The 26,417-nt window shown below is 67.3% G+C and carries 21 protein-coding genes; 8 read left to right on the top strand and 13 right to left on the bottom strand.

Translation table 11 applies throughout. The annotated features are described in order from the left end of the window. Positions 1-129: 129 nt before the first annotated feature. The 6 genes from xylB (at position 130) to EV640_RS02545 (ending at position 7,598) form a co-directional block, all read left to right on the top strand. Complete coding sequence (gene xylB, locus EV640_RS02520) at positions 130-1,575, top strand: xylulokinase (protein WP_133725685.1); 1,446 nt, start codon at positions 130-132, stop codon at positions 1,573-1,575. Between the two features lie 184 nt (positions 1,576-1,759). Then, a complete protein-coding gene (locus EV640_RS02525; RefSeq protein WP_133725686.1) occupies positions 1,760-2,797 on the top strand; it encodes a LacI family DNA-binding transcriptional regulator in 1,038 nt (345 codons plus the stop codon). 265 nt (positions 2,798-3,062) lie between these two features. Further along, entirely contained in the window at positions 3,063-4,106 is a 1,044-nt protein-coding gene (locus EV640_RS02530; RefSeq protein ID WP_133725687.1) for an ABC transporter permease, read from the top strand. Positions 4,107-4,150: 44 nt separating this feature from the next. Continuing rightward, complete coding sequence (locus EV640_RS02535; RefSeq protein WP_243832209.1) at positions 4,151-5,050, top strand: carbohydrate ABC transporter permease; 900 nt, start codon at positions 4,151-4,153, stop codon at positions 5,048-5,050. Positions 5,051-5,143: 93 nt separating this feature from the next. Beyond that, a complete protein-coding gene (locus tag EV640_RS02540; RefSeq protein ID WP_235181035.1) occupies positions 5,144-6,856 on the top strand; it encodes an ABC transporter substrate-binding protein in 1,713 nt (570 codons plus the stop codon). 85 nt (positions 6,857-6,941) lie between these two features. Continuing rightward, positions 6,942-7,598, top strand: coding sequence for a hypothetical protein (locus EV640_RS02545; protein ID WP_133725688.1), 657 nt, complete (start codon positions 6,942-6,944; stop codon positions 7,596-7,598). A 231-nt stretch (positions 7,599-7,829) separates the two neighbouring features. Here the strand turns inward: EV640_RS02545 and EV640_RS02550 are convergent, their stop codons facing one another. From EV640_RS02550 to EV640_RS02595, 10 genes are all read right to left on the bottom strand, one after another. After that, positions 7,830-10,196, bottom strand: a complete 2,367-nt coding sequence (locus tag EV640_RS02550) for a glycoside hydrolase family 3 N-terminal domain-containing protein (RefSeq protein ID WP_133725689.1) — start codon at positions 10,194-10,196, stop codon at positions 7,830-7,832. Between the two features lie 120 nt (positions 10,197-10,316). Further along, a complete protein-coding gene (locus EV640_RS02555) occupies positions 10,317-11,258 on the bottom strand; it encodes a carbohydrate ABC transporter permease (protein WP_235181037.1) in 942 nt (313 codons plus the stop codon). Next, a complete protein-coding gene (locus EV640_RS02560; RefSeq protein WP_133725690.1) occupies positions 11,255-12,103 on the bottom strand; it encodes a carbohydrate ABC transporter permease in 849 nt (282 codons plus the stop codon). The genes EV640_RS02555 and EV640_RS02560 overlap by 4 nt, the downstream gene beginning before the upstream one ends. A 150-nt stretch (positions 12,104-12,253) precedes the next feature. Beyond that, positions 12,254-13,540 carry an ABC transporter substrate-binding protein gene (locus tag EV640_RS02565; protein ID WP_133725691.1) on the bottom strand — a complete coding sequence of 429 codons (1,287 nt, stop codon included), beginning with the start codon at positions 13,538-13,540 and terminating at the stop codon, positions 12,254-12,256. A gap of 366 nt (positions 13,541-13,906) precedes the next feature. After that, positions 13,907-15,205 (bottom strand): ABC transporter substrate-binding protein, encoded by a 1,299-nt coding sequence (locus tag EV640_RS02570; RefSeq protein ID WP_133725692.1) that lies wholly within the window; start codon positions 15,203-15,205, stop codon positions 13,907-13,909. A gap of 123 nt (positions 15,206-15,328) precedes the next feature. Then, entirely contained in the window at positions 15,329-16,732 is a 1,404-nt protein-coding gene (locus EV640_RS02575) for a GntP family permease (RefSeq protein ID WP_133725693.1), read from the bottom strand. Further along, a complete protein-coding gene (locus tag EV640_RS02580; protein ID WP_133725694.1) occupies positions 16,729-17,697 on the bottom strand; it encodes a 3-hydroxyacyl-CoA dehydrogenase family protein in 969 nt (322 codons plus the stop codon). The genes EV640_RS02575 and EV640_RS02580 overlap by 4 nt, the downstream gene beginning before the upstream one ends. Positions 17,698-17,789: 92 nt before the next feature. Next, entirely contained in the window at positions 17,790-18,743 is a 954-nt protein-coding gene (locus tag EV640_RS02585; protein ID WP_133725695.1) for a sugar phosphate isomerase/epimerase family protein, read from the bottom strand. Positions 18,744-18,834: 91 nt separating this feature from the next. Beyond that, positions 18,835-19,653: a triose-phosphate isomerase gene (locus EV640_RS02590; protein ID WP_133725696.1), complete on the bottom strand. Its 819-nt coding sequence runs from the start codon at positions 19,651-19,653 to the stop codon at positions 18,835-18,837. After that, on the bottom strand, positions 19,650-21,380 hold the full coding sequence (locus tag EV640_RS02595) for a dihydroxyacetone kinase family protein (RefSeq protein ID WP_133725697.1): 1,731 nt from the start codon (positions 21,378-21,380) through the stop codon (positions 19,650-19,652). The genes EV640_RS02590 and EV640_RS02595 overlap by 4 nt, the downstream gene beginning before the upstream one ends. Before the next feature lie 149 nt (positions 21,381-21,529). On the opposite strand from EV640_RS02595, the gene EV640_RS02600 reads away from it, so the two are divergent. Then, positions 21,530-22,489, top strand: coding sequence for a sugar-binding transcriptional regulator (locus EV640_RS02600; RefSeq protein ID WP_133725698.1), 960 nt, complete (start codon positions 21,530-21,532; stop codon positions 22,487-22,489). Here the strand turns inward: EV640_RS02600 and EV640_RS02605 are convergent. The 3 genes from EV640_RS02605 to serS all read right to left on the bottom strand — a co-directional run bounded on the left by EV640_RS02605 (position 22,486) and on the right by serS (position 25,037). Next, the gene (locus EV640_RS02605) at positions 22,486-22,962 is read right to left on the bottom strand and encodes a ribose-5-phosphate isomerase (RefSeq protein ID WP_133725699.1); all 477 of its coding nucleotides are present in this window, start codon (positions 22,960-22,962) and stop codon (positions 22,486-22,488) included. The genes EV640_RS02600 and EV640_RS02605 overlap by 4 nt on opposite strands. Before the next feature lie 166 nt (positions 22,963-23,128). Next, positions 23,129-23,632 (bottom strand): Dps family protein, encoded by a 504-nt coding sequence (locus EV640_RS02610; RefSeq protein ID WP_133725700.1) that lies wholly within the window; start codon positions 23,630-23,632, stop codon positions 23,129-23,131. 115 nt (positions 23,633-23,747) lie between these two features. Continuing rightward, positions 23,748-25,037 carry a serine--tRNA ligase gene (gene serS, locus EV640_RS02615; protein ID WP_133725701.1) on the bottom strand — a complete coding sequence of 430 codons (1,290 nt, stop codon included), beginning with the start codon at positions 25,035-25,037 and terminating at the stop codon, positions 23,748-23,750. 126 nt (positions 25,038-25,163) lie between these two features. Here serS and EV640_RS02620 point away from each other — a divergent pair, with 126 nt between their 5' ends. Further along, positions 25,164-26,369, top strand: a complete 1,206-nt coding sequence (locus EV640_RS02620; RefSeq protein WP_166645847.1) for a diacylglycerol/lipid kinase family protein — start codon at positions 25,164-25,166, stop codon at positions 26,367-26,369. Positions 26,370-26,417 lie beyond the last annotated feature (48 nt).

Raw genomic sequence — 26,417 nt, forward strand, 5'->3', positions numbered from 1 at the left:
GGCGGCCGGCCACTGCTGTGAGACCCTCGACACGACGTTTCCGACCATCCCGCCAGCTCCTCCCTCCGGTCTCCACGGCCGCCCCCGACCGGGCGGCGGGCCCGGGCGGGTGTCACGAAAGGACACTGCATGCCTACTCTGGTCGCAGGTATCGACTCCTCCACCCAGTCCTGCAAGGTCGTCATCCGTGACGCGCACACCGGGGAGCTGGTGCGCACCGGCTCCGCGAAGCACCCTGAGGGGACCGAGGTCGCCCCGGCCGCCTGGTGGGATGCCCTGCTGGACGCCATAGCGGCCGCCGGCGGGCTCGCCGACGTCGCGGCCGCCTCGGTGGGCGGGCAGCAGCACGGCATGGTCGCCCTGGACGCCGAGGGCGAGGTGATCCGTGACGCGCTGCTCTGGAACGACACCCGCTCCGCCGATGCCGCCGCCCAGCTGATCGCCGAATTCGGCGGCGGCGCCGAGGGCGCGGCGGCCTGGACCTCGATGACCGGGTCGGTGCCGGTGGCCTCATTGACCGTGACCAAGCTGCGCTGGCTCGCTGATGCTGAACCGGAGAACGCCGGCCGCGTGGCCGCCGTCGCACTCCCCCATGACTGGCTGACCTGGAAGCTTTCGGGCTCCACTGAGCTGGCGGACCTGGTCACCGACCGCTCCGACGCCTCAGGCACCGGCTACTTCGACGCCGCCACCGGCAGCTACCGCTACGACCTTCTGGCCCGCGCGCTGCGGATCAGCGAGGATGCCGCCCGGGCGATCATCCTGCCCCGGGTCGCCGGTCCGCAGGAGCAGGTGGGCACCGGCGACGCAGCCCGCGACTGGGCGCACCTGCTCCTGGGCCCCGGCGCCGGAGACAACGCCGCCGCAGCCCTGGGGCTGGGCATGCGCACCGGCGACGTGGCGATCTCCATCGGCACCTCCGGAGTGGTGTCTGCGGTCTCGCCGAAGCCGATCCAGGACCCTTCAGGCATGGTCACCGGATTCGCCGATGCCACCGGCGAGTTCCTGCCGCTCGCGGTGACCCTCAACGGATCCCGGGTCCTCGACGGTGCCGCGAAGATGCTCGGGGTGGACCATGCCGGTCTGGCAGACCTCGCCCTGGCCGCGGCGCCCGGTGCGAACGGGCTGACCCTGGTGCCCTATCTCGAGGGCGAGCGCACCCCGAACCTCCCTCACGCCACCGGCTCCTTCATCGGCCTGACCCTGGCCTCGATGAACCCCCAGGACGTGGCCCGTGCGGCCGTGGAGGGCCTGCTCTGCGGGCTCGCCGACGGCCTGGAGGCGATGACCTCCCAGGGCGTCCCGGTGGAATCCATCACGCTGATCGGCGGCGCCGCCCGCTCCGCGGCCGTGCAGCAGATCGCCCCGGCGATCCTGGGCCGCGAGGTCAGCGTCCCGGCCCCGGGCGAGTACGTGGCCGACGGCGCTGCGCGTCAGGCCGCCTGGGTGCTCTCCGGCGCGGCCCAGCCGCCGGCCTGGTCCACGGTAGAGACCCAGACCATCACCGGCACCCCGACCCCGGAGGTCCGCCACGCCTATGCAGCCCGTCGCGACCTGATCGCCGAGAAGCACTGAGGCGCTGCCCGGATGTGATCAGGCCCGGGTGTGATCACACTCTGGCTTGAATCACGGAGCCATGGCACACTGTCTGTGATCCGCCCCGCCCAGGGTGGTGTTCACGCAGGTCGGGGCCGCATCGCAGCACGGCACTGCCCGGCGCAGGGCGCTCAGCCGACGCGCTGAGCCAGGAAGGAGCTGCATGGCAGCCCAACAGCGCCAGGTGACCCTGACCGAGGTGGCGCGAGCCGCCGGAGTCTCCACGGCCACGGCCTCGCGGGCGATCAACGGCAGCTCTCGACGCGTGAGCGAAGACATCGCGGCGCGGGTCAAGCGCACCGCCGAAGAGCTGGGCTATCTGCCGAACCTCTCCGCCCAGACGGTCGCCAAGGGCGCCTCCCCCACGGTGGCGGTGCTGCTCAGCGACATCGCCGACCCCTACTTCAGCGCCATCGCCTCGGGCATCATGGCCGGAGCCAGCGAGGCGGCGCTGATGGTGACCATGGCCGCCTCGGAGCGCAGCGGTGCTCGGGAGCTGCAGATGCTGCGCACCTTCCGCAGCCAGCATCCCCGGGCCATCATCGTCGCGGGCTCCCGGGATGAGGAGAACACCCATTCACCGGAGGTCACCGCCGCGCTGCGCGCCTACGCCGAGACCGGCGGGCGCGTCGTCGTGATCTCCCAGGGGCCCTCACCCTTCGATCTGGTGGACATCCAGAACCACGACGGCGCCCGGAAGCTCGCGCACGCGCTGCTCGATCGCGGCGGGGCGCACTTCGGGGTGGTCTCCGGAAGGGTCACCCTGCACACCAACGCCGACCGGATCAACGGCTTCCGCACGGGCCTGGCCGAGCGCGGCCACACCCTGGCCGATGACGCGATCGTGGAGGCGGAGTTCACCCGCGACGGCGGCTATGTGGGCATGCAGGAGCTCCTTGCGCGGCGCGAAGACCTCGGCGCCCCGCTGGACACCGTCTTCGTCACCTCCGACATGATGGCCTTCGGCGCCGCCACCGCCATCCGAGACCATGGGCTCAGCGTCGGAGCCGACATCTCGCTGGCCGGCTTCGACAACGTCGGGCTGACCCAGGACGTGACCCCGGCGATGACCTCGGTGGAGATCCCGCTGCATGAGGTGGGGCGCAGCGCGGTGCGGATGGCGCTGGGATCCGGCACGGAACCGGCGCACCTGGCAGTCCAGACCCACGTGGTGCTGCGCGCGAGCACCCCGCAGCGCTGAGCAGACTTCTGGGAGACTCTCCCCCGCACTGCCCTGCCCCTGCCCTGCTCAGCCCTGCCCTGCCCTGCCCAGCCCCGCCCTGCTCAACCCCGTCCTGGATCCGCCGCCGATGGCGACTTTGGTGACCCAATGTGATCTGAGCCACGCAGTTTCTTGACTTAAGGCGTGTGATGCAACTAAGTTCTAGGAAAACGCTTACCTTGTGACCTGGATCACGGTGCATCTCCTCGCCGCAGGGTAGCTGAGTCACTCTGAGGGGAGCTGCATGAGCGCCATCGGTGTCACCGAGGGGAGCAGCCAGCCGGCGCTGCGCGAAGCCGGCGTCGTGCCTGAGTTCAAGGACCCGAATTCCACGCCGAAGAAGAAGCGCCGCGCGGACCGCAAGGGCTATGCCGGGACCAACAACACCAACACCTGGAAGCATGCGTTCAAGACCGACTGGCGGCTCTACACGCTGTTGATCCTTCCGCTGCTGTTCCTGCTGGTCTTCCGCTACCTGCCCATGGCCGGCAACGTCATCGCGTTCCGCCGATTCCGCCCCGGATCCTCGATCTTCGGCGACGAGTGGGTCGGGATGCACTACATCGAGATGTTCATCCAGGACCCCACCTTCTGGCGGGTCTTCTGGAACACGATCATCCTGGGTGTGCTGACCCTGGCGATCTGCTTCCCGCTGCCGATCGTGCTCGCGCTGATGTTCAACGAGCTGCGCAGCAACAAGTTCAAACGGATCGCCCAGTCCATCTCCTACCTGCCGCACTTCATGTCCATTGTGATCGTCGCAGGCATGGTCCTGCAGCTGACCAGCGTGAACGGCACGATCAACCAGCTGATCAGCTCCTTGGGCGGGGAGTCCATGCCGTTCATGCAGCTGCCTGAGTGGTTCCGCACGATCTACGTCACCTCCGAGGTCTGGCAGACCGTGGGCTGGGGAACCATCCTCTACCTGGCGGCGCTGACCACTATCGACCCCCAGCTCTACGAGGCGGCCCGGATCGACGGCGCCAACCGCTGGAAGCAGATGTGGCACGTGACCATCCCGGGCATCACCCCGACCATGATCGTGCTGCTGATCCTCAACGTCGGCACCTTCATGGCCGTGGGCTTCGAGAAGGTGCTGCTGCTCTACAACCCGCTGATCTACGAGACAGCCGACATCATCGCCACCTACGTCTACCGGGTGGGCATCACCTCGTCGAACTTCTCCTACGCCGCCGCCATCGGTCTCTTCGAGGCGCTCATCGGCCTGGTCCTGATCCTGTCCGCCAACGGCATCGCCCGCAAGCTCGGAGGTAATTCGCTGTGGTGACAATCCCCGCCGAACCCGGCACCACGATCGAGAAGGACCCGCGCCTGGGTTCCCGCCCGACCCAGACCATCAAGATCAAGGACTCGAGATCCTACTCGGCGTTCCGGGTCTTCAACGGCATCGCGATCATCGTGATCTGCGCGGTGACCCTGTACCCCTTCCTGAACATCATCGCCCAGTCGTTCTCCTCGGAGGGCTACATCAACGCCGGACAGGTCAACCTGATCCCGCGCGGCTTCAACGTCACCACCTTCGAGGTGGTGATGAGCGATTCGATGTTCTGGCGCAACTACGCCAACACCGTGATCTACACGGTGGTGGCCACCGCGATCGCCATGGTGCTGACCACCTGCTTCGCCTATGCGCTGAGCAAACGACACCTGAAGGGACGCAGCTTCTTCATCGGGCTCGCCGTGTTCACGATGTTCTTCAACGGCGGCCTGATCCCGAACTACGTGCTGATCAACGCGATGGGCTTCACGAACACGATCTGGGCGATCGTGCTGCCCAACGCGATCAGCGTGTTCAACCTGCTGGTGATGAAGGCGTTCTTCGAAAACTTCTCCCAGGAGCTCGAGGAGGCGGCCGAGATCGACGGCCTGACCACCTACGGCATCCTGTGGCGGATCGTGATCCCGCTCTCGAAGGCCGTCATGGCGACGATGATCCTGTTCTACGCGGTGAGCTTCTGGAACGCCTGGTTCCAGGCCTTCCTCTACCTCGACCGTCGTGAGCTCTACCCGGTGACGGTCTACCTGCGCAACCTGCTCGCCGGCGCCACCGGCACCGAGCAGATGGGCGGAGCCGCCGGTGAGGGCACGCAGATCGCCTCCAACGTCCAGTCGGTCACGATGCTGCTGACCACGCTCCCGATCATCTGTCTCTACCCCTTCCTGCAGAAGTACTTCGTCCGCGGCATCATGCTCGGGTCCGTCAAGGCCTGATCCCTCACCGAACCCGCCGCGCAGCCCAGGCGGCCCCAGACCTCGCACCGGATCAATGATCGATCCGGTCAGGCACGAAAGGAACACTCGCACATGAAAACTCCAGTCACCCGGTCAGCCCAGGGACGACGTCGACGCATGCGGCACGCCTGGCCGATCACCTCGATCTTCGCCGCCTCGGCGCTGCTGCTGGCCTCCTGCGGCGGCGACACCGAGAGCGAGGCAGAGGCCGCAGAGATCGATATGGAAGCCTCCGGAGCCGGTGCGATGGAAGACTTCGCCGCCGGCGAGACCTTCGTGGCCACCGAACCGGTGGAGTTCTCGCTGCTCTACCGCGACCACCCGAACTACCCGATCCAGGGTGACTGGGACTTCTTCACCCAGCTTGAGGAGGAGCACGGGGTGAGCCTGGAGACCAGCAACGCTCCGCTCTCGGACTGGGCGGAGCGCCGCGCGCTGGTCATCGGCGCCGGCGACGCCCCAGATTTCATCCCGATCACCTACCCGGGAGACGAGACCCAGTTCATCGCCGGCGGAGCGCTGCTGCCGGTGAGCGACTACGTGGACCTGATGCCGAACTTCCTGGAGAAGGTCGAGGAGTGGGGCCTCGAGGAAGACCTCGCCTCGCTGTACCAGGAGGACGGCAAGTTCTATGTGCTCCCCGGCTTGCATGAGTCGCCTCAGCACCAGTACTCCTTCGCGGTGCGCGGCGACATCTGGGACGAGCTCGGCCTCGGTGAGCCGGAGAGCTTCGACGAGTTCGCCGATCAGCTGCGCGAGGTCAAGGAGGCCTACCCGGACATGATTCCGCTCTCCGACCGGTGGTCGGAGAACGGTCCGCTGGAAGCCACGCTGACCACAGCGGCTCCCAACTTCGGCACCAGCGCCGGCTGGGGCTACGGCGATGGCATGCACTACGACGCCGAGGCCGATGAGTTCGTCTACGCCGGCGCGATGGATGAGTATCGCGACCTGCTCGGCTACTTCGCCGAACTGGTCGACGAGGGACTCATGGACTCCGAGTCACTGACCCAGGATGATGATCAGGCGGTCCAGAAGTTCGCCTCGGGCCGGTCTGCGGTCATCGGGGCCAATGACCAGACGGTGCTGGAATACCGCACCTCGGTCGAGGAGGTCGGCGACGAGGACATGGAGGTCCGCCAGATCAGGGTTCCCTCCGGGCCGGCCGGAGACATGGTCGAGGGAAGCCGCTTCGAATCAGGGATCGCGCTGTCCGCCTCCACCGCAGAGGAAGACGACTTCGTCGCCCTGATGCAGTTCCTCGACTGGCTCTACTACTCCGATGAGGGCATGGAGTTCGCGAAGTGGGGCGTGGAGGATGAGACCTACACCGTCGATGACGAAGGCACCCGCTCGCTTGCCGAGAACGTGAACATGCACGGGCTGAACCCCGAGGCCGAGGAAGAGCTCAACGTCGATTATGGATACCACAACGGCGTCTTCCTGCTCGCCCATGGCTCCTCCACCGAGCTGGTCCAGTCCATGCTGCGTGACGAGGTCATCGAGTTCCGCGACTCCATGGATGACAAGGAGCTGCTGCCCCCGGACCCCGCCCGCCCGCTGGACGAGCTCGAGCGCGAGCGCGCCTCGATCAGTCAGACCCAGCTGACCGACCAGGTCCGCACCGCCACCGCCCAGTTCATCCTGGGACAGCGCGACATCGAGGACTGGGACGCCTTCGTCGCAGAGCTGGAGTCCTCCGGCATGGCCGAGTTCGTAGACCTGCACAATGAGGCCTACCAGCGCGCGCAGGAGAACATCGACAGTGACGTCCTCGAGGACTGAGCCTGAGGTGCTGCAGGACCGCTTCTGACGACCCACCGCTGCGCCCCGGCCCCTCACGGGCCGGGGCGCACTATCTTGGAGCTCTATGGACATCGATCGCAACGGCCCGCTGAGTCGGGTCACGAACTTCGTGTACCGGCTGCTCATCATCGAGCTCGGGTTCGTGCTGGCCACCGCCCCGGCGCTGATCGGGATCTTTCTGCTCGAACCCGATGCCAGCAACATCCCGCTCTATGCGGCGTGCGCGCTGCTCTTCGGTCCTGCCATCACCGCCGGGGTCTACGCCTGGCGCACCGACCACGACGTCGTGCCCTGGCTGCGCTTCTGGAAGGGCTGGGTCGACGGCCTGGGCCAGTCCCTGCTGATCTGGGTGCCGGCCGTGGCGCTGCTCGGCCTGGCCGCCTTCAACGCCGCCTATGCCCAGGTGGGGATCGGCTTCATCGTCGCTGGCATCGTCCTCGGCGTCTCCGGGGTGATCGCCGCTGTCACCGCCCTGGTGGTGATCGCGAACTTCTCCTTCCGCAGCCGGGACCTGTTCAAGGTCGCGCTCTACGGTGCCGCCTCCGCCCCACTCGCGGCACTGGGGATCATCTCGATGATCGTGCTCACGGGCGGTCTGATCGTGGTGGTCTCCGACTGGCTGCCGGTGTTCCTGGCCTCGTTCCTGCTGCTGCTGCTCGCCCGGACGGTGACCCCGATGCTGCACCAGATCCAGTCGGACCTGGTGGTCACGCAGAACTGAATCACAGCGGCTCAAGCCACCTCACCTCAAGCCACCTCGCCTCAAGCCGCCTCCGGCCGCAGTGGGTCTCCGCCCGACCCCTGCCCAGATCTGTCGCATGCCTATGCCATGTCCCATCGCTTTGAACGGAAATAGCGATGGGACATGGCATAGGCATGCGACAAATTGCCGGAGGCTGAGCAGATCGAGCAGGCAAGGCCGGCTGCGCCGCGGGGGCGGCGCAGCCTGGGCTCAGCTCACGCGGACCGGGGTTCGCAGCACGCGCTGGCCGCTGATCTCTCGGACCTCGCCGACCAGGGTCACCTCGGCCTGCAGCGGCAGCTCCCCGACGGAGGGACCGGCGTAGAGGTCGATCGCGCCGGGCTCCACGATCCGGCGGTAGTGCACCCCGGTGAAGGAGAACCGGTCGGCGTGGACCTCGAAGGTCACGGTGCGGCTCTGCCCCGGAGCCAGCTCCACCTTGGAGTAGCCGAGCAGCTGACGCACCGGACGGGCCACCGAGGCCACCCGGTCACCGAAGTAGAGCTGAGCGACCTCCTCGGTGGGCCGCTCTCCGGTGTTTCTCAGCGTCACCGAGACCTCCACGGCGCCGTCCACCGGGACCTGGGCCTCGGAGACGTTGAGGTCCGAGTACTCCACGGTGGTGTAGCTCAGGCCGTGGCCGAAGGGGTAGAGCGGGGTGGGATCGAGGTTGGACACGCCCTGGCTGTTGAGCCCGAGCGGCGCCGCGATATAGCCCGAGGGCTGTCCGCCGGAATGCACCGGCACGCCGATGGGCAGCCGGCCGGTGGGCTCGATGGCGCCGCTGAGCAGGTCCACGATGGCGGGTCCGCCTTCCTCTCCGGGGAAGAAGCCCTGCACGATCGCGGCGCAACGCTGCGCCAGGCCGCCCAGCGCATAGGGCCGGCCGGAGATGACCACGAGCACCACCGGGGTTCCGGTGGCCAGCACGGCCTCGACCAGCTCGTGCTGGGCTCCGGGGAGCTTGAGGTCTTCGACGTCACAGCCTTCCCCGGAGGTGCCGGCACCGAACATGCCGGCCAGGTCACCGACGGTCACCACGGCCAGGTCTGCCGCGGCGGCGGCTTCGGCGGCCGCGGCGATCTCGGAGTCGTCATAGCTCACGATGGGCGAGCCGTAGCTGTAGGTGACCTCGGCCTCGGAGTAGGTCTCGCGCAGGGATTCCAGCACCGAAGGCATCGGCACCCCGATCCCCCTGTGCGGGAAGGTCCCTGCGGGGTACTTGGCCAGCACGTGGTTGGGGAAGGAGTAGCAGCCCATCATGGTGCGCGGCTCATCGGCGGAGGGTCCGACCACGGCGATCCGCTTGCCCGCCAGCGACTCTGCGGAGGCCGGCAGGACGCCGTCGTTCTTGAGCAGCACCAGGGACTTCGCGGCCACCTTGCGGGCCAGGCTCCGGTTGCTCTCGGAGTCCAGATCCACCGTCTCGTCGATGATCGGCTCCCAGTCGGTGTCATCGGCGCGACGGTCGAGCAGCCCGAGCTCGGCCTTCTGCCGAAGCACCCGACGCACCGAGGCGTCCAGCACGGATTCCTCGAGCAGTCCATCACGGACCTGCTGGGCCAGCGTGCGGTAGCCGCCGGTGTGCGGCAGCTCCACGTCGAGTCCGGCGGAGATCGCGAGCCGGGCGGCCTCGGCCTGGTCGGCAGCCACATGGTGCATCTTCTCCAAGAACGCCACCGACCAGTAGTCCGCGACCACGGTGCCCTCGAAGCCCCACTGCTCGCGCAGCACCTCGGTGAGCAGCCAGTGCGAGGCGGCGGGCGCCTCGCCGTCGATGTCGGCGTAGGAGTTCATCACCGAGCCGACCTTGCCCTCGCGCACGGCGAGCTCGAAGGGGTAGAAGATCATGTCGATGAGTTCACGCCTGCCCATGTGCACGGGGGCGTGGTTCCGGGCGGCCCGGGAGGCGGCGTAGCCGGCGAAGTGCTTCAGTGTGGCGATGATGCCGGCCGACTGCAGTCCCTTGACGTAGGCCGTGGCCAGCGTGCCGATCACATAGGGGTCCTCGCCGATGGTCTCCTCCACGCGGCCCCAGCGGGCGTCGCGGACCACGTCGAGCACCGGCGAGAGCCCCTGCTGGACCCCGGTGGCGGCCATATCGGCGCCGATCGCGGCGGCCATCTCCTCGATGAGCTCCGGATCGAAGGTTGCGCCCCAGGCCAGTGAGGTCGGGTAGACGGTGGCCTGATATGCGGTGTAGCCGGTGAGGCATTCCTCGTGGGCGATCGCGGGGATCCCGAACCGGTTGGCGGCGACCACTGCGGCCTGTCGCTGACGCAGATCCGCAGCACCTTCGGGCACCGAGAGCGCCACGGTGCCATAGGTGCGGGTCAGGTGCCCCTCGCCGTCGAGGATCTCGGACTCGAAGGGCAGCTTGCCCGAGGACATGGCGTCCTCCATCGGGGCCACCTCGCCCTGGGTGTCGGGGTCCTCGCGCATCTCCCAATGCGAACCGAGCTGGGAGACCTTCTCTTCGAGGGTCATCTCGGCCAGCAGCGCCTCGGCGCGCGCCGAGGCGGAGAGCGAGGTGTCGTTCCAGGGGCCGGTGGTCCGTTCTGGGTTCTGGTTGCTCACGTGGGAACTCCTAGGGTTTACGGCGCAGCACAGCTGTCGCGGTCGGTTCGGGAACAGCGAAGCTGCCGGTCATGGAGGACCGGCAGCTTCGCCGAGGGGATCAGGGTTTGGCGCCGAGGCTCATTTGCCGAAGCCTGCGGTCAGCCCCGCCACGATGTGACGGCGGGCGAGCATGTAGACCACCAGCAGCGGCAGCGCGGAGAGCACCACGGCGGCCAGGGTGGCCGGCACGTCGATGCCGAACTGGCCGCTGTACTCCCAGAGCGAGAGCGGCAGCACCCGGACGTCGCTGCTCTGGGTGAGCACCAGCGGGAACAGGAATCCGTTCCAGACCTGCAGCGCCTGGTAGATGCCCACGGTCATCAGCGCCGGCTTCGCCATCGGAAGCACCAGCGCGGTGAGGATCTTCCACTCCCCGGCACCGTCGACCTTCATCGACTCGAAGAGCTCGGCAGGGATGTCGCGGACGAAGTTCACGATGATCAGCACGCTCAGCGGGATCGCGAACGCGATCTGCGGCAGGATCAGCGCCCAGAGGGTGTCATAGAGACCCAGCTGCTGAATCAGGTAGTACACCGGGATGATCGTGGCCTGCACCGGGATCGCGATGCCCAGCAGGATGATCTGGAACAGCCGCCGACCGCCCAGGGTGGTGGACCGGGCGATGTAATAGGCCGCCATCACCGAGACCGCGAGCACGACGGCGACCGTGGAGAGCGTCACGATCAGCGAGTTGGTGAAGTAGTGCAGGAAGTCGTTCTGGATCACCTTGATGAACGGCGCCAGCGTCGGGTTGGTCGTGGGCAGCAGCTGGTTGGAGGAGCGCAGGTCCTCGCTGGTGCGGAAGGAGGTGATGACGATGTAGTAGATCGGCAGGATGATGATGGCCAGCCAGAGCCAGCCGCCGAGACCGCCGAGGAGGTTCGGCTTCTCCCCCGGGGCGCCGGTGCGGCGGACCTTGTTCTGCTTCACGTCGCGGTGTTCGAAGCCGGGCACCTCAGGGTTCAGGGCCTTGCCGGCGTCGGGGGTCGCGGATTGGGTGCTTGCGGTGTGAGTCATCATGCGCCTGCCTTGTCGCTCTCCATCTTGGATGAACCGGAGATGATGTTCAGCAAGAGGGAGAGGGTCAGTCCGATGGCTACCAGGATCACCGCGATGACAGAGGCGTAGCCGAGGTTGTATGAGCTGAAGCCGGTCACGTACATGTCCAGCGGCAGGATGCGCACCGCGTTGGCGGGCTGGCCGCCGGTGAGCACGAAGATCAGGTCGAAGTAGGTCAGCGAACCGACCAGCATCAGCGTGGAGGAGGTGATGATCGTGTAGCGCAGCTGCGGGATCGTGATCGAGAAGAACTGCCGGACCCGGCCGGCGCCGTCGATGGTGGCGGCCTCATACATGGACTGCGGGATCTGGCGCACGCCGGCCTGGTAGAGCAGACCGTGGAAGGGCACGAAGCACCAGCCGACCACGAAGATCATCACCCACATGACCAGGTCCGAGTTCGACAGCCAGTCATTGGGCAGCCAGTCGAAGGGCAGCGCCGCGGAGAGCCCGTAGTTCGGGGAGAACAGCGACTGGAAGGTCAGGCCCACAGCCACCGAGGAGAACAGCAGCGGCAGGAAGTACAGGACCGCGAGTAGTGCGCGGTAGCGCTGCTGGCCCGCCATGAAGACGCCCAGCAGCAGGGCCACGGGGGCCTGGAAGAGGTAGGAGCCGATGACGAAGGTGATCGTCAGGCCCAGTGCGGTCCAGGTGAAGGGCCTGTCGAAGAGCACCGCCTGCCAGTTGCTCAGACCCACCCAGGAGGGCGAGCCCAGAACGTTCCACTCCATGAAGGAGATCACGACCACCCCGAAGAGCGGTATCAGGGCGAATATTCCGAAGAACAGAACAGCGGGCAGCGCCATCAGGAATGAAGGTCCCTTATGGCCCAATCCGGTCGTCCTGCTTCGAGCAGCGGTTTCAGTCATGAGCTCGATTCAGATTCTTGTTGTCGGTGCAAGGCAATCGGTTCGGGGCGGCTTCATCAGCCGCCCCGAACCGATTTCAGGGGTGTATCAGAGGGAGTTCATCGCTTCGACGAACTGCTCGGGGGTCATGTCCCCGCGGAGGATCTGTGACAGGTTGTCCGTCAGCGGCTGGGCCACCTCAGGAGCGACTGCCTGATCCCAGGAGAGCTGGAAGTGATTGGCCTCGCCGACCAGGTTGGAGGAGAACTCGAGGAACTCAGCATCCTCGGTCTCGGCGATCTGGTCCTCGATGTCACCCAGCGGCGGCAGCGAACCTGCCTCCAACATGGCGGTCACGGTCTCCTCGTTGTAGAGGTTCTCGCTGATGTAGTCGAAGGCGATCTGCTGCTCCTCCTCCGAGGCGTCCGCTGAGACCGACCAGAAGTTGGCGGGGTTGCCGACGATGTTCGAGGGATCACCGGCACCGTCTTCCAGGGTCGGGAAGGAGGTGAAGCCGAAGTCACCGGATTCGGCGAACTCCGGGAAGTCCTGGTGGATCGTGGAATAGACCCAGGAGCCCTGCAGCAGCATCGCGGCCTGTCCGTCGGCCAGCAGCTGGGCATCCTCGTTCTGGTCAGCGGTCACCGAGTTGAAGGTGTCGATGTAGCCGCCGTTCTCCCCCAGGTCCTGCATGGTCTCCAGCGCGTAGAGGATGGACTCGTTGTCCCACGCCCCCTCTTCGCCTTCGACCACGGCTGCGAAGACCTCTTCGCCGCCGTGGCGATCGGTGAGGTACTGCAGCCACATCAGGGCGGGCCAGACGGAGCCTCCGGCCAGCGAGAAGGGCGCGACGTCGTTCTCGTTGAACGTGTCGATCGCAGCTTCGACGTCTTCCCAGGTCTCGGGGATCTCGACGCCGGCCTCGTCGAAGACCGCCTGGTTGTAGTACATGACCACTGGCTGCACGTCGTTCAGGGGCACCGCGTAGGTGCTGTCGTCGATCTGACCGTTCTGCCAGACCGAGTCGAAGACCCGGGACTCCAGCTCCCCGGTGTGCTCGCTGAGGTCGACGATGCGTTCTTCCTCGGCGTACTCCAGCAGCGCGCCGCCGGTCCAGGACATGATCAGCGTCGGTGCCTCGCCGGAGCCGACGGCGGTGCGGATCTGACCCTTATAGGAGTCGTTCTCGATGGCTTCGGTGTCGATCTGGGCATCTTCGTTGGCTTCGTTCCAGCGGTCGAAGTCTTCCTGGATGGCGGGCCAGCCGCCGCCGGTGAGGATCCACGCGTCAGCGTCGGCGTCGCCGCCGTTCTCGCCTCCCCCGCCACAGGCCGAGAGCGCCAGGAGGGATGTCACGCCGAGGCCTGCAGCGGCCACTCGAGTTGTTCTGCGCATCGTTGCGTCCTTTTCTCATCAGTGCGAGCCCCAGCTCTGTACCGGTACATCGCCGAGGTCTTCCCAGCACTCCGGATCGGCCGGACCGGTGACTCAGCAGCACAGCGCCAAAGTCCGAACCAGATCGCTCCTGAGGCCAGGAACGGGGCCTGGTGCAGACTGCGATCTGGATTTTGTCTTGCCGTAAGACTAAATAGCCTGCAGGTGTGTGTCAAGACACAGCACATGACCGCTGTCACACTGGCGCAACATGGTTCACCGGGTCCTCGGCGCTGCTCCAGGTCGGCGGATCGCCAGCCCGCGAGCCTGGCCGTCCACGCTGCCTGCGCGGGCGGCCAGGCCAGCAGAGCCGAGGGGATCCGGGCCTCAGTCGCTGGGCTGGGTCGCGTTCATGTTCTCCGCGAACTCCTCGGGGGTGATGCTTCCTTCGAAGACCTGCCCCAGGTTCTCCAGCAGCGCGCGCTCCTGGCTCGGGTCCACGGCCTGGTCCCAGGAGAGCTGGAAGTTCGGCGCGTCCTGGACCATGCCGTAGGCGAAGTCCAGGAACTCCGGATCCTCGGTCTCGGCGATCTTGTCCTCGAGCCCGGTCAGCGGCGGAATGTTGCCCGTGGCGAGCATGCCGTCGACGTAGTCGTCGTTGAAGAGCCACTCGGAGAGATAGTCGATGCCGGCCTGCTGCTCCTCCTGCGTGGCGTTGGCCGAGACCGACCAGAAGTTCGCCGGGTTGCCCACGATGCTCTCCGGATCACCCGCACCGCCCGGGATGGACGGGAAGGTGGTCACCCCGAGATTGCCGGACTCCATGAAGTCGGGGCTCTCCTCCAGCAGTCGCGAGTAGACCCAGGACCCCTGGAGCACCATGGCCGAGAGGCCGTCGGCCACCAGGTGAGCGTCCTCGTTGTTGTCGGCCACCACGGAGGCGAAGCCCGGGTCGAAGGCCCCGGCGTCGACGAGCTCCTGGATCCGTTCCATGGCCTCGATGATCGCCGGGTGCGACCAGGCCTCCGGCTCCCCCGCCACCACGGCTTCGAAGGCCTCGGGGCCGCCGATGCGATCGGTGAGGTAGGAGGCCCACATCAGCATCGGCCAGAGCGAGCCGCCCGCCAGCGAGAACGGGTGGACACCCTGGTCCTGGAAGACCTCCACAGCCTCGAGCAGCTCGTCCCAGTCGGTGGGCACCTCGATGCCGGCCTCGTCGAAGACCTCCTGGTTGTAATACATCATCACGGGCTGCACGTTGTTCATCGGCACTGCGTAGGTGGTGCCGTCGACCTCGCCGTTGGCCACCACGGAATCGATGAGTCGCTCGCGCAGCTCCGCGGTCTCCTCGGTGATGTCGGTGACGTAGTCACCTTCGACGTACTCCAGCAGGCCGCCGCCGGTCCACCCGACGATCAGCGTGGGGGCCTCACCGGAGCCGACCGCGGTGCGGATCCGGTCCTTGTAGATGTCGTTGGCGAAGCTCTCCACGGTGAAGGACTGCTCGGGGTTCTCCTCGTTCCAGGCCTCGAAGTCCTCTTCCACCACGGTCCACACGCCGCCGTTGAGCACCCAGGCATCGGGCTCGGCGGTCTCAGCGTCGCCTCCCCCGCCACAGGCGGAGAGTCCCAGGAGGGACCCCGCTGCCAGAACTGCGGTGCTCAGCCGTGCTTTTCTTCCCCACATAGAAATCGTTCCCCTTGTCTCATCCAGCGCGAGTGATCATTCGGTGCGTGCAGCATGGTGCGTGCGGCGTGGTGCATGCCGCAGGCCGTGCGCGCCTCGGCGGCTTCGCCGAGGCGCGCATCCTCAGGCGGCGAGGGCGTAGACGCCCCAGCTGAGGAAGAAGGCCATGAATCCGATGGCGGTGGCCATGACCGACCAGGTCTTCAGCGTGGTGATCGTGTCGAAGCCGCAGAAGCGACCCACCAGCCAGAACCCGGAGTCGTTGAAGTGCGAGAAGGTGATCGAGCCCGCCACGATGGCGACCACCAGGGAGGCCAGGGCGAAGCCGTCGAGCCCCAGCTCCATGACGCCGGGGGCCATGATGCCGCCGGCGGTGGTGGCGGCCACGGTGGCCGAGCCCTGCGCCACGCGGATGACCACGGCGACCAGGAAGCCGGCCAGGATGACCGGCAGTCCCATCGCGTCGAGTCCTTCGGCGATGGATCCGCCGATGCCGGTGGCGGTGAGCACGGCGCCGAAGGCGCCGCCGGCGCCGGTGATCAGGATGATCGAGCAGACCGGGGCGAGTGCGTTGTCCACCAGATCCGACATCGCGTCACCGAGCTTGCCCGTGCCCTTGCGGGGCTTGAGGAAGAGCAGGTACATCGCGATCAGCGTGGAGATCAGCAGCGCCACCGGGGTGGGGCCGATGAGCTGGGAGAGCGCGTAGCCGAAGCTGTCCTCGCTGATTCGACCGTCGGCGGCCAGCGTGTTGGAGAGCGCGTTGTAGAAGATCAGCGCCAGCGGCAGCAGGAGCACGAAGATGACCGTGCCGAAGGCCGGACGCTCATGCTCCTCGGTGACCCTGGATTCGCCGAAGAGGTTCGGGACCGGGAAGTTCGGGTATCCCTTGGCCATCACCAGGCCGAGCCGGTAGCCGGCCAGGTACCAGGTCGGGAGTCCGACCATCAGCGCGACGATCAGCACCAGGCCGACGTCGGCGCCCATGACCGTGGCGGCCGCCGTGGGACCGGGATGCGGCGGGGTCAGTGCATGCATCATCAGGAAGGCGCCGATGGAGGGCAGCACGTAGAGCATGAAGCTGCCCCCGAGCCGCCGCGCGACGGTGTAGATCACCGGCAGCATCACGATGAAGCCGGCGTCGAGGAAGATCGGGAACGCGTAGAACAGCGAGGCCACGGCGAGTGCCAGCGGGGCCCGCTTCTCCCCGAAGGTGTCGAGCATCTTGTCCGCCAGGACCTGGGCGCCGCCGGAGACCTCGACGAGTCGTCCGAGCACGGCGCCGAAGCCGATCAGCAGCGCCACATTGCCCACGGTGGTGGAGAAGCCGCCGACGACCACGGAGAGCACGTCCTCCACGGCGATCCCGGCCGCCAGGGCGGTGATCAGCGAGACGATGATGAGTGAGAAGAAGGCATGCAGCTTGACCTTCACGATCAGCACCAGGAGCAGGAGGATGGAGCCCAGCGCCAGGGCCAGCAGGGCCGGGGTCGGCAGCTCGAAGGCGAGCGTCAGTTCTTCGTTCATTTCTTGCCCTTGGGGGCGGGTCCGAGCTCGCGCACCAGCTCACCCATGCGGGCGTAGGCCTTGTTGCGGTACGCGATGAGCTCCGCCTTGGTCTCATCGTCGAAGTCCCCGGTCCAGCCCTTGCCGTTCTTCAGACCGTGGCGTCCGGCGTCGACGTTGTGCTTGAGCAGCTCCGGTGCGGCGAGACGCTCGCCATAGGCCTCGGCGAGGGTGTTGAATCCGAGCCCATAGACGTCCAGGCCTGCCTGGTCTGCGATCGCGAACGGGCCGAAGAAGCCCAGCCGGAAGCCGAAGGTCGTGCGCACGACGGTGTCGACGTCCTCGGCGGTGGCGATGCCCTCCTCCACCACGGAGGCGGCCTCCTTGAGCAGCGCGTACTGCAGTCGGTTGAGCACCATACCGGGGGTGTCCGCGACCTCGGCGCCCTCGCGGCCGGCGCGGGCCAGCAGCTCCTTCACCGCGTCCACGACATCGGGGGTGGTCGCCTCGCCGGAGACCAGCTCGACGCCGGGGATGAAGGGGGCGGGGTTGGAGAAGTGCACGGTGAGGAACCGCTCGGGATGCTTCACCGCGGAGACCAGGACATGCACCGGGATGGTCGAGGTGTTGGTGCCGATGATCGCGTCGGGACGGGCGTGGGCGGAGATCTTGCCCAGCACCTCCCGCTTGACCTCTGGGGATTCGAACACGGCCTCCTCGATGAAGTCCGCCTGCGCGACGGCCTCCTCCAGGGTGCGCCCGGCGGTGAGGTTGGCCTTGATCCGTTCGGTGGAGCCGGCGGCGTAGAGCCCCTGGTCCTCGAACTCCTGGGCCTCGATGAGCAGCCGGGCGAGGCCCTTGCGGGCGGCCTCGACGTCGACGTCGACGATCTCGACCTGCAGGTCTGCCAGCGCGAGGGACTGGGCGATGCCGCCGCCCATGTAGCCCGCGCCGACGACGGTGACAGTGTTGATGGTTCTAGTCATGGGTCTGGAGTCTCTTTCGTGAGGGGGAGGTTCGGGCACCACCGTGGTGCGGTGGTGGATCAGCTGATCTGCGGACGCGAGGCCCGCGGAGCTCAGGGGCTCTCGGCGGCTGCGGTGCGCAGCGGACTGTCCTGGTATGAGGTCAGGACCTGCCGGATGTAGCTGCTGTTCTCGGCGCAGACTCCGATGGAGTCGGAGCCGTAGTGCTCGCAGCAGAACGGGCCGCTGTAGCCGAGCTCCAGGGCGCGAAGGATGATCTTGCGGTAGTTGATCAGCCCGTACTTCAGCGGCATCGGCGTGGAGGAGTAGCCGCCCACCGCCGGGTCCTCGTCGCGGGTGTAGTTCTTGATATGCCAGAAGTTGGCGTGGGGCAGGACCTTCTCGAACATCTCTTCGTAGTCGGGCATCGGGCGGTGCAGCCGGATGAAGTTGCCGAGGTCCGGGTTGAGCCCGACGGCGGGATGGTTCACCTCGGCGTGGAAGGCGACCGCCTCGTCGGCGGTTCCGAGGAACGTGTCCTCGTACATCTCCAGGCTCAGTTCGATGCCGTTGGCCTGGGCGTGGTCGCCCAGTTCACGGATCCGCTGCACCGCAAGAGGCCGCAGGGCCGGGTCGTCGTGGTGCCCCTCGGCCAGCCAGAACCACAGCGCCTGCTCCTGAGCGGGGGTCAGCGCCTGCATGAAGCCGGTGTTGACGATGGTGGCGCCGAACTCGGGGGCGATATCGATGAGCCGATGGGCGTCGGCGAGATTCGCCTCGCCGTGTTCGCGGTCGACCACGGAGTTTCGGGTCATCGAGATGGACGAGATCTTGAGTCCCTCGTCGGAGAGGACCTGCTTGAACTCCTCCAGGCGGGCCGGGGAGAGCTTCTGCAGGGGCAACCATGCGTCGGTGGGGTCGATGTGATCGAACCCGAGTTCGCGCATCTGACGCAGGCAGTCGGACCAGTAGGTCGTCGATGCCTGCCAGACCGGAACACCCTCGGAGGTCTTGCCTCCGAAGGCGAGCATATTGCCGGCGATGGGCCATGAGGCTGCTGTGAACATTTGTTCCCTTCAAACGTGCGTGCGGGTTCATCCTGGGACAGTTGGCGATCTGTGTCAAGCATCACACCTCGGGGTGGGCGTGCATGAAGGGCTACCCGAGCCCGCTGACGTGGGGCTTCTCGGCGGTGGAGGCGATTCTGAGAATCTCGAGATAGCCCTGCAGGGTCCAGGCGGCACGACCGACGAAGAGCCCCTGGACCCCGGGGATCAGCAGCATCTCGAGGGCGTTCTCGGGAGAGACGGATCCGCCGTAGAGCAGCGCCTGGACCTTCCCGGCGTATTCGCGGCTAAGCACCTCGAAGGGTTCGCGCAGCTCCGCAGCGGTGGCCGGGCGACCCTGGGCACCGATGGCCCAGATGGGTTCGTAGGCGATGAGCACCCGGCTCAGCTGGTCTGCGGGGAGACCGCGCAGCGCCCCACGCGCCTGCTCCAGGATGTACGCGGCGGTCTCGCCACGCTCCTGGACCTGCGCGGGTTCACCGATGCACAGCAGCGGCACCAGGCCGTGGCGCAGCACGCTCGCCACCTTCAGCCGGGTGGTCTCGATGGTCTCGCCGAAGTGCTCGCGGCGCTCGGAGTGGCCGATCTCCACCAGCTCGGCCCCGGCGTCGGCGACCTGAGGCACGGAGATCTCCCCGGTCCAGGCGCCGTCGTCCTCCCAGTGGGCGTTCTGCGCCCCGAGCCGCACGACGCTGCCCCGCCCAGGCACATCAGGCTCCCCAGGCGCACTCTGCGCCGTCAGCTCCGCGGCCACCGCAGCCAGCGCGGTGTGCGGCGGAATGATGAAGGGCTGCACCCCGTGCAGCAGCTCAGGGCGCTCCTGGAGGGCCGAGCTCAGCCCGGCGGCATAGGCGCGCGCCTCGCTGAGCGTCTTGTTCATCTTGAAGCTCGTGCCGATCCAGCGCGTCATCGGCTCAACGACCCCAGATGCTCGGCGAGCGCGGTCATCAGCAGCGCGAAGGAGGTGGCACCCGGGTCTGGGGTCCCCAGGGACTTCTCCCCCAGCACACGGGAGCGCCCGAGCCGGGCCTTGAGCTCGGAGGTCGAGGCCGCAGCCTCGGTGGCCACTGCGGCCGCGGATTCCAGGGCGGCCGAGAAGCCTTCCCCGGCCTGGAATCGATCCTGCAGCGCCCGCGCGAAGGGGACGGCGGCGTCGATCATGGTCTTGTCCCCGGGCTGGGCACCACCGAGTCGCTGCACCGCCTCCACGGCATTGTGCAGCGCCCTCACACCTTCGGCCTCCTCGGGGGCAGAGGTGTCCGAGAGCGCCCGGGATGCGGCGGTCAGCGCCGAGCCCCAGAGAGCGCCGGAGGTGCCACCGGCAGATTCGGCCCAGGCGGTGCCGGCATGGACCAGCAGCGTGCGGGCGCCGGCTCCACGCTCCAGGGCCTTCAGACCCGCCTCCACGGCCCCTCGGGTGCCGAGCACCATGCCCTGACCGTGGTCGCCGTCGCCGGCGACGGCGTCGAGACGACCAAGCTCAGTCTCGTGGGTGGCGCAGACCTCGGCGAAGCGTTCCAGGAGACCTTGGACCGAGGCGGCGGCGGTCTGGGACTCGCTGGAGGCCTCCGGCACCTGCTCCTCACCGGGGGTATAGAACTCTTTGCGCGGCACCCGCTCGGCGTGGGCATCAAGGCTGCGCAGATCGCCGCGACGATAGGCGGGGGTGTCCACGGCGGCGGTCCAGTGCTGCTCGAGCTCCTCATCGAGGAAGACCAGGGTCAGGGAGAGTCCTGCCATGTCCAGGCTGGTGACGAACTCTCCGACCTCGGGCGCGACGGCGGTGAGTCCGGCCTCGGAGAGTCGCTCGGCCACGCGGTGGTAGACCACGAAGAGCTCCTCGTACTTCACCCGGCCGAGCCCGTTGAGCAGCACAGCGACGCGGCCGGACCGGCCCGCCGGCGCCTCCTCCATGAGGCCTTCGAAGAGCAGATCTGCGACCTCTTGCGCGGTTCCCATCGGAATGTCGCGGATCCCGGGCTCGCCGTGGATGCCGAGCCCGACCCCCATGGTGGCTGCGGGCACGTGGAACAGCGGCTCCTCGGCTCCGGGCAGCGTGCAGCCGTCGAAGGCCACTCCGAAGGAGCGGGTCGCGTCATTGGCCTTCCAGGCGATGCGCTCCGCCTCGTCGAGTCCGGCTCCGGCCTCGATGGCGGCTCCGGCGATCTTGAACACCGGGAGGTCTCCGGCGATGCCTCGGCGGTCTCGGTGGTTCTCCCGGGTGTTGGAGGCGACGTCGTCGCTGACTCGGATGATCCGCACGTCCACGCCCTCCGCGCGCAGCTTCTCCGCCGCGGCGCCGAAGTGCAGGACATCACCGGCGTAGTTGCCGAAGCCCATGATCACGCCGCCGCCGTTCTCGGCGTTGCGCGCCACGGAGTAGACCTGGGAGGCCGAGGGTGAGGAGAAGATGTTCCCGCAAGGGGCTCCGTGTCCCATGCCGGGCCCGACCCAGCCGGCGAAGGCCGGGTAGTGTCCGGAGCCGCCGCCGATGACCAGTGCCGGCTGGCCGGCAGGGGTCTCGGTGGATCGGACCACACCGCCGTGGACCGCCGTCACGTACTGGGGGTTGGCCGCCGCGAAGCCGAGCACGGCCTCCTGGGCGAATGCGGATGCGTCGTTGAGCAAGTAGGTCATGACTGTCCTCGGGGTCCGGGATCTGTACTCCCGAGATCGGCAGTACAGATGTTCTGTGACATATGTGCTGAGGCCACACTAGAGCAGGAGACGTGATCGGCACCACTTCTGCGGCAGAGTCGGTGGGCCATCCCAGATACGATGGCCCGATGGAGGCAACTGAGGTCACGAAGGAGGCAGCCGCGGGCACATCCGAGCTGGAGCGCCTGTACCGCGCCGCCCAGCTCTACTACGAGCAGGGCGCCACGCAGGCTGAGGTGGCCGAGCAGCTGAAGATCTCACGCCCCTCGGTGAGTCGCATGCTGGCCGAGGCGCGCGCCCAAGGGATCGTCGAGATCCGGGTGCACCGACCCGCCTCGACCGGCATGGATGAGCTCGGCGAGCGGCTCGCACTGAAGCTCGGCCTCGACGGCGTGCATCTGGCGCCGGGGGATCAGTCCCAGCGCGTGGGACTGGGCCTGGGACCGGTGACTCGCCAGGCCCTGGCCGAGACGAACCTGCGCGCCGGCGACGTGCTGCTGCTGGCCTCGGGAGAGACCACCTACGCACTGGCCCAGCAGCGGTTGGGAAACTTCTCCGGGGTGGTGGTGGCACCCACCGTCGGAGGCCAGGCCGAGCCGGACCCCTGGCACCAGACCAACGAGGTGGTCCGCGCCTTCGCCGCCACCTCAGGCGGCTACCCGCACTACCTCTTCGCACCCTCGATGCCCTCGGAGGCGCTGCTCTCGGCGCTGCAGGACGACCCCGGGTATCGCCAGGTGGTCGCCGACTGGAACTCGGCAAAGGTGGCGCTGGTGGGCATCGGAGCCGCACCGCTGTCGCGAAACTCCATCGCCCAGTCGGTGCCGAGGAATCACCCGAACCTGGCGAAGTCGATCGGTGATGTCTGCCTGGCCTTCTATGACCCGAAGGGCGATGAGGTCACCTTCCCAGGCAGCGAGCGCATGGTCCGGGTCCCGGGATCCACGCTGCGCGCGGTGCCCACGCGGATCGCCGCCGCGGTGGGCGCGCATAAGGCACCGAGCATCATCGCCGCAGCCAGCGCCGGGTGGTTCAACATCTTGGTGACCGATGAATCAACGGCTCGCGCCGTGGATCGTCAGCTCTAGCTGCAGCTGCCGGTGTCCTCGTAGCGGGTGATCGCGCCGACCTTCTCCGCCGAGGAGCTGGCCGGATCAAACTCATGCTTGAGCCACTCGTCCACGAGCTTGCGGGCGAGCTCCTTGCCGATCACGCGTTCACCCATGCAGAGGATCTGCGCGTTGTTCGAGAGCACCGCGCGCTCGACCGAGTAGGCGTCATGAGCGGTCACGGCGCGCACTCCCCTGACCTTGTTGGCGGAGATCGCCACGCCGAGTCCGGTGCCGCAGATCAGCACCGCGCGGTCGGCCTGGTCTGAGGCGACCCGCTCTGCCGCGGCCACGGCGATGTTCGGATAGGCCGTCTTGTCGGAGGCGTCGCCGACGCCGACATCGACCACTTCCGCCACCCGTGGATGGGCTTCGAGGTCTGCCTTCAGCGCCTGCTTATAGGAGTGACCGGCCTCATCGCTGCCGATGACGATACGAAACTGACTCTTCATGGTGTCTCCTCCACTGGTGCCGGGGCTCTGAGTCCATGCTACGTGGAGTCGAACAAACGTCAAATACATCTGTTCACGATCCGAGCCCTGGACGCGAAAGAGCCCCCCATCGGCACCGATGAGGTGCGGACGGGGGGCTCTTCGAGCCGGCTCAGGATCTAGTCGATCAGGAGGCGGTGCCTGCCTTGTCCAGGTGCGAGCGGATGAACCACTGGAAGAGCTCGAGCTCCCTGACCTGCCCGACGAGCAGGTCTTCAGTGATCGGGTCGAGCTCGCCGACCTTGTTGAGCACATCGCGGTGATCGCCGATGACGCCGTCGTAGACCTTCTCGAGCTCGGCCAGGTGGGTGGCTCCGTCGGCCTTGAACAGCGGGTAGTCCTCCCAGTGACGCTTGGAGACCAGCTCGCCGCTGAGGCCCGAGGGAGATCCGCCGAGGGTCGCGATGCGCTCTGCGACCTCGTCCGCGAAGCCGCGGACGACCTCGGTCTGCGGGTCGAGCATCTCGTGGATCGCGATGAAGTTCGGGCCCACGACGTTCCAGTGCACGTGCTTGAGCACGAGGTGGAGATCATTCAGGGCGTACAGGCGGCTCTGCAGCAGGCCGGCGATCTCGTGGCCGTTCTCCTGCGCGAGACCTGGAGCGGTGTAGTCGGAGTACTTCTGAGTCATGTGACACTCCTTGTGCTGTTGAGGCAATTGGCGCTGTTCGGCGCCGACCCTCTTGATACTAATGATTCAGAAAAGCGCTGGCTAGGCAGATGAGCCTATCCTCAGTTGAGTTCGCTCACGCCACCGGCTCGATGACCTCCAGGCCTCCGAGGTAGCGGCGCAGCGCCTCGGGAACCCGGACCGTGCCGTCGGCCTGCTGGTGGTTCTCCAGGATGGCCACCAGCCAGCGCGTGGTCGCCAGGGTTCCATTCAGCGTGGCCAGCGGCCTGGTGGGCCCCTTGGATCCGTCTTCCTTGAGCGTGCGCTCGCGGATGTTGAGCCGGCGCGCCTGGAAGGTGGTGCAGTCGGAGGTCGACGTCAGCTCACGGTAGGTCTGCTGCGAGGGCACCCATGCCTCGCAGTCGAATTTTCGCGCGGCCGAGAGGCCGAGGTCTCCAGCGGCGATATCGACCACCCGGTAGGGCAGCTCCATCTTCTGAAGCATCTGCTCTTCCCAGGCCAGGAGCTTTGCATGCTCCGCGGCGGACTCCTCGGCGGTGCAGAAGATGAACATCTCCAGCTTGTTGAACTGATGCACGCGCAAAATTCCACGAGTGTCGCGTCCGTGGGAGCCGGCTTCGCGGCGGTAACACGTGGACCAGCCGGCGATCCGCTCCGGCCCCTTGTCGAGGTCGAGGATCTCGTCGGAATGATATCCGGCGATGGCCACCTCGGAGGTGCCCACCAGATAGAGGTCATCGCGCTCGAGCCGGTAGATCTCGTCGTCGTGCTCCACGTCGAACCCGGTGCCTGCCATGGTCTCCGGGCGGACCAGGGTGGGGGTGATCATCGGGGTGAAGCCGGCCTCGACCGCCTGATCCATGCCCATCTGCATCATGGCCAGCTCAAGACGTGCGCCGATGCCCTTGAGGAAGTAGAACCGGGAGCCCGAGACCTTCGCACCGCGCTCCATGTCCAGTGCGGCGAAGGACTCGGCGAGCTCCAGGTGATCCTTGGGCGTGAAGCCCTCTGCGGCGAAGTCGCGGGCCGCGCCCTCCTCGCGCAGCACCACGAAGTCGTCCTCTCCGCCGGCGGGGACCCCCTGATGGATCAGGTTCGGGAAGGCGCCCTGGAGTCTGCGCAGCTGCTCCTCAGCCTCCTGGGACTGCGCCTCGGCGGCCTTCACCTGGTTCGAGAGCTCCTTGACCTCAGCCAGGAGCTGCTGCTTCTGCTCCCCCGCGGCCTGTGCGACCCGCTTGCCGAAGGACTTCTGCTCCGCGCGCAGGGTCTCGAAGCGCGTGATGGCGGCGCTTCGCGACTGCTGCGCGGCGATCAGCGCGTCCACGGCGGACTCCTGCGCCTGACGCGCGCGCTGGCTGGCCCGGTACTTCTCGGGATTCTCGATGAGGTCCTTGATGTCGATCACGTCCCCCAGCTTATCGCCACCGGAGGCTGGTGGGCGCGCGAGGCTGGGCTGACGCCCACCGGCAGCTCAGCAGGCCCGGGCTGAGATCCAGCTCCGCCGGGAACTCACCGCAGTAGACTGCTGATGATGACTACCGCCACGCTCAGCACCCTCTTCTGGTCCACGCTCGTCCTTGCTGCGATCCTGCTCGTCGCCGTGGTCTGGCTGGGCGTCGCCCACCACCGGCTGCGCCGCAGCACGGGCCGACTCACCCGGCAGCTTCAGGACGCCCCGGCGGAGGGCACCGCGGCGGCCCAGGCCCCGGGGCGACTGGTCGCGGTGGTCGTGAACACCATCAAGGACTCCGCCGACGACGTGGTGCGCCAGATCCACTCGGCCTGCTCCCGGGCAGGCATGCCCGCCCCGCTGGTGATGGCATCGAGCGCAGAGGATCCCGGACATGAGATGACCCGGCGAGCCATGGAGGCCGGCGCAGTCACCGTCATCGCCGCCGGAGGTGACGGCACCGTGCGTGCCGTGGCCGCCGAGCTGGCCGGAACCGAGACCGCGCTGGGCATCGTGCCGCTGGGGACCGGCAACCTCTTCGCCCGCAATATCGGGCTGCCGTTCCAGGATCTGCGGGCCTGCGTGGATGAAGCCCTCCACGGCCGCAGCCACCGGGTGGACACCCTTGACCTGAGCCTGGAACGACCAGACGGCAACGTCGAGGAGGAGAACTCGCTGGTCATCGCCGGCGGCGGGCTGGATGCCGAGGTCATGGGTGACACCCGCGAGGCGTTGAAGCAGCGCGCCGGCTGGCTGGCCTACGGCGAGGCCGGGCTGCGCCACATCATGGGTTCGCGTTCCAGCGTCACCATCTCGGTCGACGACGGCGAGGCGCAGACTCACCGGGTGCGCTCGGTCCTGCTCGCCAACTGCGGCTCCCTGCAGGCCGGCATGCTGCTGGTGCCTTCGGCCAAGTTCGACGACGGGCATATGGATGCAGTGCTGTTCACTCCGCGCCATGCGTGGGACTGGGCAAGGATCATGGCCAAGACCGTGACCCGCTTCGCAGCGGACATTCCGGTGATGACCGTGCGGCAGGCCAGGCGCGTCACCGTCACGATGGACGAGCCGATGCCGTTCCAGATCGACGGTGACGCCGTGGGTGAGGTCATCAGCGTCTCAGCGCGGGTCCGCCCGCATGCTCTGGTGGTCAACGGCGTCTCCGTCCGCGGCATCCAGGAGCTGGAAGCCGCGAACGAAGACACCGAGTCAGACGAGGCTCCGGATCAGGGGGACGAGCCGAAGCTCACGAAGGGGCGGATCACCAAGGCGCCCCAGGGAGCCTGAACAGCTCCCCGGGGCACCAGATGGTCGTTCAGCTCCGCTGACCAGAGG

Origin of the sequence: Nesterenkonia aurantiaca (assembly GCF_004364585.1) — a bacterium.
GTDB lineage: Bacteria > Actinomycetota > Actinomycetes > Actinomycetales > Micrococcaceae > Nesterenkonia > Nesterenkonia aurantiaca.

Coding starts and splice junctions, on each gene's coding strand:
- EV640_RS02600 (WP_133725698.1), top strand. CDS start 21,530: ATGGAGGCAACTGAGGTCACGAAGGAGGCAGCCGCGGGCACATCCGAG.
- xylB (WP_133725685.1), top strand. CDS start 130: ATGCCTACTCTGGTCGCAGGTATCGACTCCTCCACCCAGTCCTGCAAG.
- EV640_RS02565 (WP_133725691.1), bottom strand. CDS start 13,540: ATGCGCAGAACAACTCGAGTGGCCGCTGCAGGCCTCGGCGTGACATCC.
- EV640_RS02605 (WP_133725699.1), bottom strand. CDS start 22,962: ATGAAGAGTCAGTTTCGTATCGTCATCGGCAGCGATGAGGCCGGTCAC.
- EV640_RS02610 (WP_133725700.1), bottom strand. CDS start 23,632: ATGACTCAGAAGTACTCCGACTACACCGCTCCAGGTCTCGCGCAGGAG.
- EV640_RS02620 (WP_166645847.1), top strand. CDS start 25,164: ATGACTACCGCCACGCTCAGCACCCTCTTCTGGTCCACGCTCGTCCTT.
- EV640_RS02560 (WP_133725690.1), bottom strand. CDS start 12,103: ATGGCGCTGCCCGCTGTTCTGTTCTTCGGAATATTCGCCCTGATACCG.
- EV640_RS02545 (WP_133725688.1), top strand. CDS start 6,942: ATGGACATCGATCGCAACGGCCCGCTGAGTCGGGTCACGAACTTCGTG.
- EV640_RS02580 (WP_133725694.1), bottom strand. CDS start 17,697: ATGACTAGAACCATCAACACTGTCACCGTCGTCGGCGCGGGCTACATG.
- EV640_RS02585 (WP_133725695.1), bottom strand. CDS start 18,743: ATGTTCACAGCAGCCTCATGGCCCATCGCCGGCAATATGCTCGCCTTC.
- EV640_RS02555 (WP_235181037.1), bottom strand. CDS start 11,258: ATGATGACTCACACCGCAAGCACCCAATCCGCGACCCCCGACGCCGGC.
- EV640_RS02590 (WP_133725696.1), bottom strand. CDS start 19,653: ATGACGCGCTGGATCGGCACGAGCTTCAAGATGAACAAGACGCTCAGC.
- EV640_RS02525 (WP_133725686.1), top strand. CDS start 1,760: ATGGCAGCCCAACAGCGCCAGGTGACCCTGACCGAGGTGGCGCGAGCC.
- EV640_RS02575 (WP_133725693.1), bottom strand. CDS start 16,732: ATGAACGAAGAACTGACGCTCGCCTTCGAGCTGCCGACCCCGGCCCTG.
- EV640_RS02530 (WP_133725687.1), top strand. CDS start 3,063: ATGAGCGCCATCGGTGTCACCGAGGGGAGCAGCCAGCCGGCGCTGCGC.
- EV640_RS02540 (WP_235181035.1), top strand. CDS start 5,144: ATGAAAACTCCAGTCACCCGGTCAGCCCAGGGACGACGTCGACGCATG.
- EV640_RS02570 (WP_133725692.1), bottom strand. CDS start 15,205: ATGTGGGGAAGAAAAGCACGGCTGAGCACCGCAGTTCTGGCAGCGGGG.
- EV640_RS02595 (WP_133725697.1), bottom strand. CDS start 21,380: ATGACCTACTTGCTCAACGACGCATCCGCATTCGCCCAGGAGGCCGTG.